Source organism: Mesorhizobium sp. M7A.F.Ca.CA.001.08.2.1, from assembly GCF_003998455.1.
GTDB lineage: Bacteria > Pseudomonadota > Alphaproteobacteria > Rhizobiales > Rhizobiaceae > Mesorhizobium > Mesorhizobium ciceri.
On record NZ_RZPW01000494.1, the window covers coordinates 1 to 4,728 of the forward strand.

At 64.4% G+C, this 4,728-nt stretch carries 4 protein-coding genes; 2 read left to right on the forward strand and 2 right to left on the reverse strand.

Features of this window, described 5'->3' with window-relative positions:
* On the reverse strand, positions 1–230 hold a 230-nt coding region (locus EN914_RS24600), incomplete at its 3' end, for a DUF2849 domain-containing protein (RefSeq protein WP_127389322.1).
* Positions 227–1,678, reverse strand: coding sequence for a siroheme synthase CysG (cysG, locus tag EN914_RS24605; RefSeq protein WP_024502841.1), 1,452 nt, complete (start codon positions 1,676–1,678; stop codon positions 227–229). The genes cysG and EN914_RS24600, both read right to left, overlap by 4 nt.
* Before the next feature lie 421 nt (positions 1,679–2,099).
* Here cysG and EN914_RS24610 point away from each other — a divergent pair, with 421 nt between their 5' ends.
* Together EN914_RS24610 and ybaL are read left to right on the forward strand one after the other, a co-directional pair.
* Complete coding sequence (locus tag EN914_RS24610; RefSeq protein ID WP_024502842.1) at positions 2,100–2,549, forward strand: host attachment protein; 450 nt, start codon at positions 2,100–2,102, stop codon at positions 2,547–2,549.
* A 219-nt stretch (positions 2,550–2,768) separates the two neighbouring features.
* Positions 2,769–4,565 (forward strand): YbaL family putative K(+) efflux transporter, encoded by a 1,797-nt coding sequence (gene ybaL / locus EN914_RS24615; protein ID WP_024502843.1) that lies wholly within the window; start codon positions 2,769–2,771, stop codon positions 4,563–4,565.
* Positions 4,566–4,728 lie beyond the last annotated feature (163 nt).

Below are 4,728 nucleotides of genomic sequence, written 5' to 3' on the forward strand. Positions count from 1 at the left end.
TTCTCGCGCAGCCGCACCGGTTGGACGACGCCGTTGACGACTTCGGCGTCGATCAAATTGACGTCGACCACTTCGTTGGCGGCATAGGCCTTGGCGCCGATCGCCTCGAGCCTGTCATCGGCTGCCTTGTCATGGGCGAGGTCGGCATGATCCACCGTCTCGGCCCAGCCGCCATCGGCGTACCAGACGGCGATGCCGTCGGTGAGGCGGTTGGCGGTCAGTATCTTCATTGCTGAACTCCTTCGGCGACCGAACTGGACGCGCCTTCATGCCTGTGTGCCGCCAGCGGCTCGGACCGTTCAAAGTTGGCGCCGGCGACCGCATCGCCGATGATGGTCATGACCGGACCGGAAAGATCGGCGCGCGCTTCCAGCGACGGCAGGTCGGCAAGCGTGCCGTGGAAGCGCCGCCGGTTGGCGAGGCTGGCATTCTCGACCACGGCCACCGCAGTGTCCGGCGACAGGCCGGCCTCGATCAGCCGTCCGGCAACCTCGGCCGCCACCGAGCGGCCCATATAGACGGCGACGGTAGCGCCGGAAATCGCGAGCTTGGCCCAGTCGGGCAGCGAATTGCCCTTGAGGTCGTGGCCGGTGGTGAACACCATCGACGAGGAGACACCGCGCAAGGTCAGCGGCAGTTCGAAATCGGCGGCGGCGGCAAAGGCCGCGGTGACGCCCGGGACCACCTCATAGGCGATGCCGGCGTCGCGAAGTGCCGCCATCTCTTCGCCGGCCCGGCCGAACACCAGCGGATCGCCAGACTTCAGCCGCACGACACGCTTGCCTTCACGGCCAAGCTCGACCAGCAGCGCATTGATCTCAGCCTGGCTCTTGGTGTGGCAGCCCTTGCGCTTTCCGACCGGCAGGCGCTCGGCATCGCGGCGACCCATGGCAACGACCGCCTCGGGCACAAGGGCGTCATGGACGATGACATCGGCTTCCATCAGCAGACGATGGGCTCGCAAGGTCAATAGATCCTCGGCGCCCGGACCGGCGCCAACCAGCGCGATGTGACCGCAAGCGGGCGTGTTCGACAGCAGAAGATCGACGGCGGCGTCATGCGCCTGCGAAAGCTGGCCGGCTTCAGCCGCGCGCGCAGGAGCGCCAGCGAAGAAATCATTCCAGAAGCGGCGGCGGGCATTGCCTCTCGGCAGCAGCTTCTCGGCAGCCCCGCGAAACGAAGCCGCAAGAATTGCCAGCGGCCCGAGCGACGGCGACAGCATGCGGTCGATGCGGCCGCGCAACATCTGGGCAAGCACCGGGCCTGCCCCCTCGGTGCCGATGGCGATGGCCACCGGCGCGCGGTTGACCAGCGCCGGGGTGAAGAAATCGCAAAGCTCAGGCCGATCGACGGCATTGACCGGAATGCCTAGGCGGCGCGCATCCGCGGCCACCCGGCGGTCGAGTTCCTCGTCGCCGCTGGCGGCAAACACCATGACCGCGCCTTCGAGCTGCGACGCCTCGTAAGCCGCGGCAAAATGCGTCGCGCCGGCCTGGGCGACGAAGGCGAGCAGGTCGGGCTCGGCGTGTTCCGCGACGATCCGCAGGAGCGCGCTCGACTGTCCGATCAGCCGCGCCTTGGCCAGCGCCTCTTCGCCGCCCCCGACGATGGCCACAGCTTCGCCCTCAACCCGCATGAACACGGGGAAGGCGTTGAGCTTGGGAGCAGTGTGCGACATGGACGCGAGCGGAATCCTCAATGAGCTTGCAGTTCTACGCGCGAGCGCGAGAAACCAGAAGGAACGCACTCGCGCATCCCTTATCGGGATGCAATTGCTTTTCTGAAAGCATCCCGGCCAAGAGAAAAATATTTCTCATTTACAGATAGAGCGGATTCAAGCTGCTGTCGCAGGCCTTGATTTGTGGCTCTTTTAGCGCCCGGCGAGAAAAGCCGCAAAACTGTTTTTTCTAAATTCTACCAAGTTAGTAGATTAAAGTCGCGACCTCGGGATAGCCAGAATGTCCGACGCCGACGTGGCTGCCGACTGGAACATTACCGGCTCGAGGTGCGTTCTCAAAAGGCCCGTCATGTCGGATCGAAATCCGGCTGCGGAATGCCAACTAAAGGTCGCCACGCGGCTAAAAAGGAGCCCTGTCATCATGAACACAATCATACTCAAGCACGGTATCTGGGTGATCGTGGCCGATGGCGAGAAGGCGCTTTTCCTCAGGAACGCCGGTGACAACAAATATCCGAATCTCGAAGTGGTGCAGGAAATGCAGCAGGACAACCCGCCCACCCGCGAGCAAGGCAGTGACAGCCCCGGCCGATACAGTGATGGTCCCTCCTTACACCGCAGCGCAGTCGAGGATACGGACTGGCACCGCATCGGCAAGGAGCGTTTTGCCGATGAAATCGCCGCCCGGCTCTACAAGCTCGCGCATGACGGCGAGTTCAGCGAGATCGTGCTCGTCGCGCCGCCGGTGGTGCTTGGGACAATGCGCAAAAAGCTGCACAAGGAGGTCGGGGACAAGGTGACCGCCGAAATTCCCAAGACATTGACCAACCATGCCATACCGGAAATCGAGGCCTTGCTGCGGGCAGCCTGATCATCGATCGGCCCTGACGAATCGAGACGAATAGCTCCGCACAAATTCCGATCCGGCCGGCAGCTTTCTCAGCCGCCGGTCAAATTTTCGCGGCAGCGCCGTCGATTTCACGGCTTTGCGGGTTGCATCGCCGACATACCATCCATCATATTGCAAACAGGCGGCGGCCTTGGGCGGCGCTCATCCAACATCGCTGACTTGAAAGGCGCTCCATAGACAATGCCGCATGACACGCCCCTTATCGCCACCATCGTCGCCGGTCTGGGGCTGGCTTTCGTCTTCGGGGCTCTCGCCAACCGCTTCCGCATTCCGCCCCTGGTCGGTTATCTCATAGCCGGCGTGCTGGTCGGGCCGAACACGCCCGGCTTCGTCGCCGATGCCGGGCTTGCCAACGAACTGGCCGAAATCGGCGTCATCTTGCTGATGTTCGGCGTCGGGCTGCACTTCTCGCTCAAGGATCTGCTGTCGGTGCGTGCCATCGCCGTGCCGGGCGCCATCGTCCAGATCGGCTTTGCCACCGCGCTTGGCGCTGGTCTTGCCTGGATGCTCGGCTGGTCGATGGGCGCGGGGCTGGTGTTCGGCCTGGCGTTGTCGGTCGCCTCGACCGTGGTGCTGCTGCGTGCCCTGCAGGAACGGCGGATGATCGAGACCGAGCGCGGCCGCATCGCCGTCGGCTGGCTGATCGTCGAGGATCTGGCCATGGTGCTGGCGCTGGTGCTGCTGCCGGCGCTCGCTGGCGTGCTCGGCGGCCAGGAGCAGGCCGACGCCCATGCCAGCGGCCTGCTGTCGCTGCCGGCCAGCTACGGCATCTGGGGCGTCGTCGGCATCACGCTGGCCAAGGTCACCGCTTTCGTCATCGTCATGCTGGTGGTCGGCCGCCGGGTCATTCCCTGGATCCTGCACTATGTCGCCCATACCGGCTCGCGCGAACTGTTCCGGCTGGCGGTTCTGGCCATCGCGCTCGGCGTCGCCTTCGGTGCGGCCAAACTGTTCGGTGTCTCGCTGGCGCTGGGCGCCTTCTTCGCCGGCATGATCATGAGCGAATCCGAACTCAGCCACCGCGCGGCGGAAGAATCGCTGCCGCTGCGCGATGCCTTCTCCGTGCTGTTCTTCGTCTCAGTCGGCATGCTGTTCGACCCGTTCAGCCTGATCAGCAATGGTTGGCCGATCCTGGCGACGCTCGCCATCATCGTCATCGGCAAATCACTGGCCGCGTTCGCCATCGTTGTTGCCTTCGGCTATCCCATCGCCACGGCGCTGATAATCTCGGCAAGCCTCGCCCAGATCGGCGAGTTCTCCTTCATCCTGGCTGAACTCGGCGTCGGGCTGAAGCTGCTGCCGGAACAGGGCCGCGACCTCATTCTGGCCGGTGCGATCCTGTCGATTGTCCTCAACCCGCTGATGTTCCTGGCCATCGACTGGATGAAGCCGTGGCTGGAACGGCGCGCCGCCAGGACGGCACCACCGGTCGAGGCAAAACCGGTTGGTCCGGCGACGGAGCCGGGCCAGGTGGCCTCTGTCGCGGCAGCGGCGAAAAAGGAGGACGGGCCGCCGCCAAAGACGACACTCACCGGCCATGCCATCCTGATCGGCTACGGCCGTGTCGGTGGCCTGGTCGGCTCGGCGCTGAAAGGCGCGGCAATGCCCTTCCTGGTCATCGAGGACGCCGACAAGACGCTGGCGAAGCTGAAAGCGGACAGCGTCGAGACCGTCGCCGGCAATGCGGCCAATGCCGAAGTGTTCGCCGCCGCCAATCCCGAGGGCGCCAGCCGGCTGATCCTTGCGATCCCCAATGCCTTCGAAGCCGGCCAGATCGTGCTCCGCGCCCGCGCCGCCAATCCCGCTATCAACGTCATCGCCCGTGCCCATTCCGATGCCGAGGTCGAACATCTCAAGGGTTTGGGCGCCGATACGGTGATCATGGGCGAGCGCGAGATTGCGCGCGGGATTGTGGAAGAAGTTCTCGGTTCCAAACCGGAGTTGAGGCGCGAAACCGCCGAGCCGTCGGTGGCCTGAGTCCCAAAGCCCAAGCTGCACTCTCGCACGCTGGCAACGTGATCGGCTCGACCACCCTTTCAAGCGAGCATCACGCCACGAATGCAGAGCCGCCATTTTGCGCGATACCGCTGAGGTATTTGGCCGGCGGCTTCCCAAGCGCCTTCTTGAACATGGTGATGAA

Coding starts and splice junctions, on each gene's coding strand:
- cysG (WP_024502841.1), bottom strand. CDS start 1,678: ATGTCGCACACTGCTCCCAAGCTCAACGCCTTCCCCGTGTTCATGCGG.
- EN914_RS24610 (WP_024502842.1), top strand. CDS start 2,100: ATGAACACAATCATACTCAAGCACGGTATCTGGGTGATCGTGGCCGAT.
- ybaL (WP_024502843.1), top strand. CDS start 2,769: ATGCCGCATGACACGCCCCTTATCGCCACCATCGTCGCCGGTCTGGGG.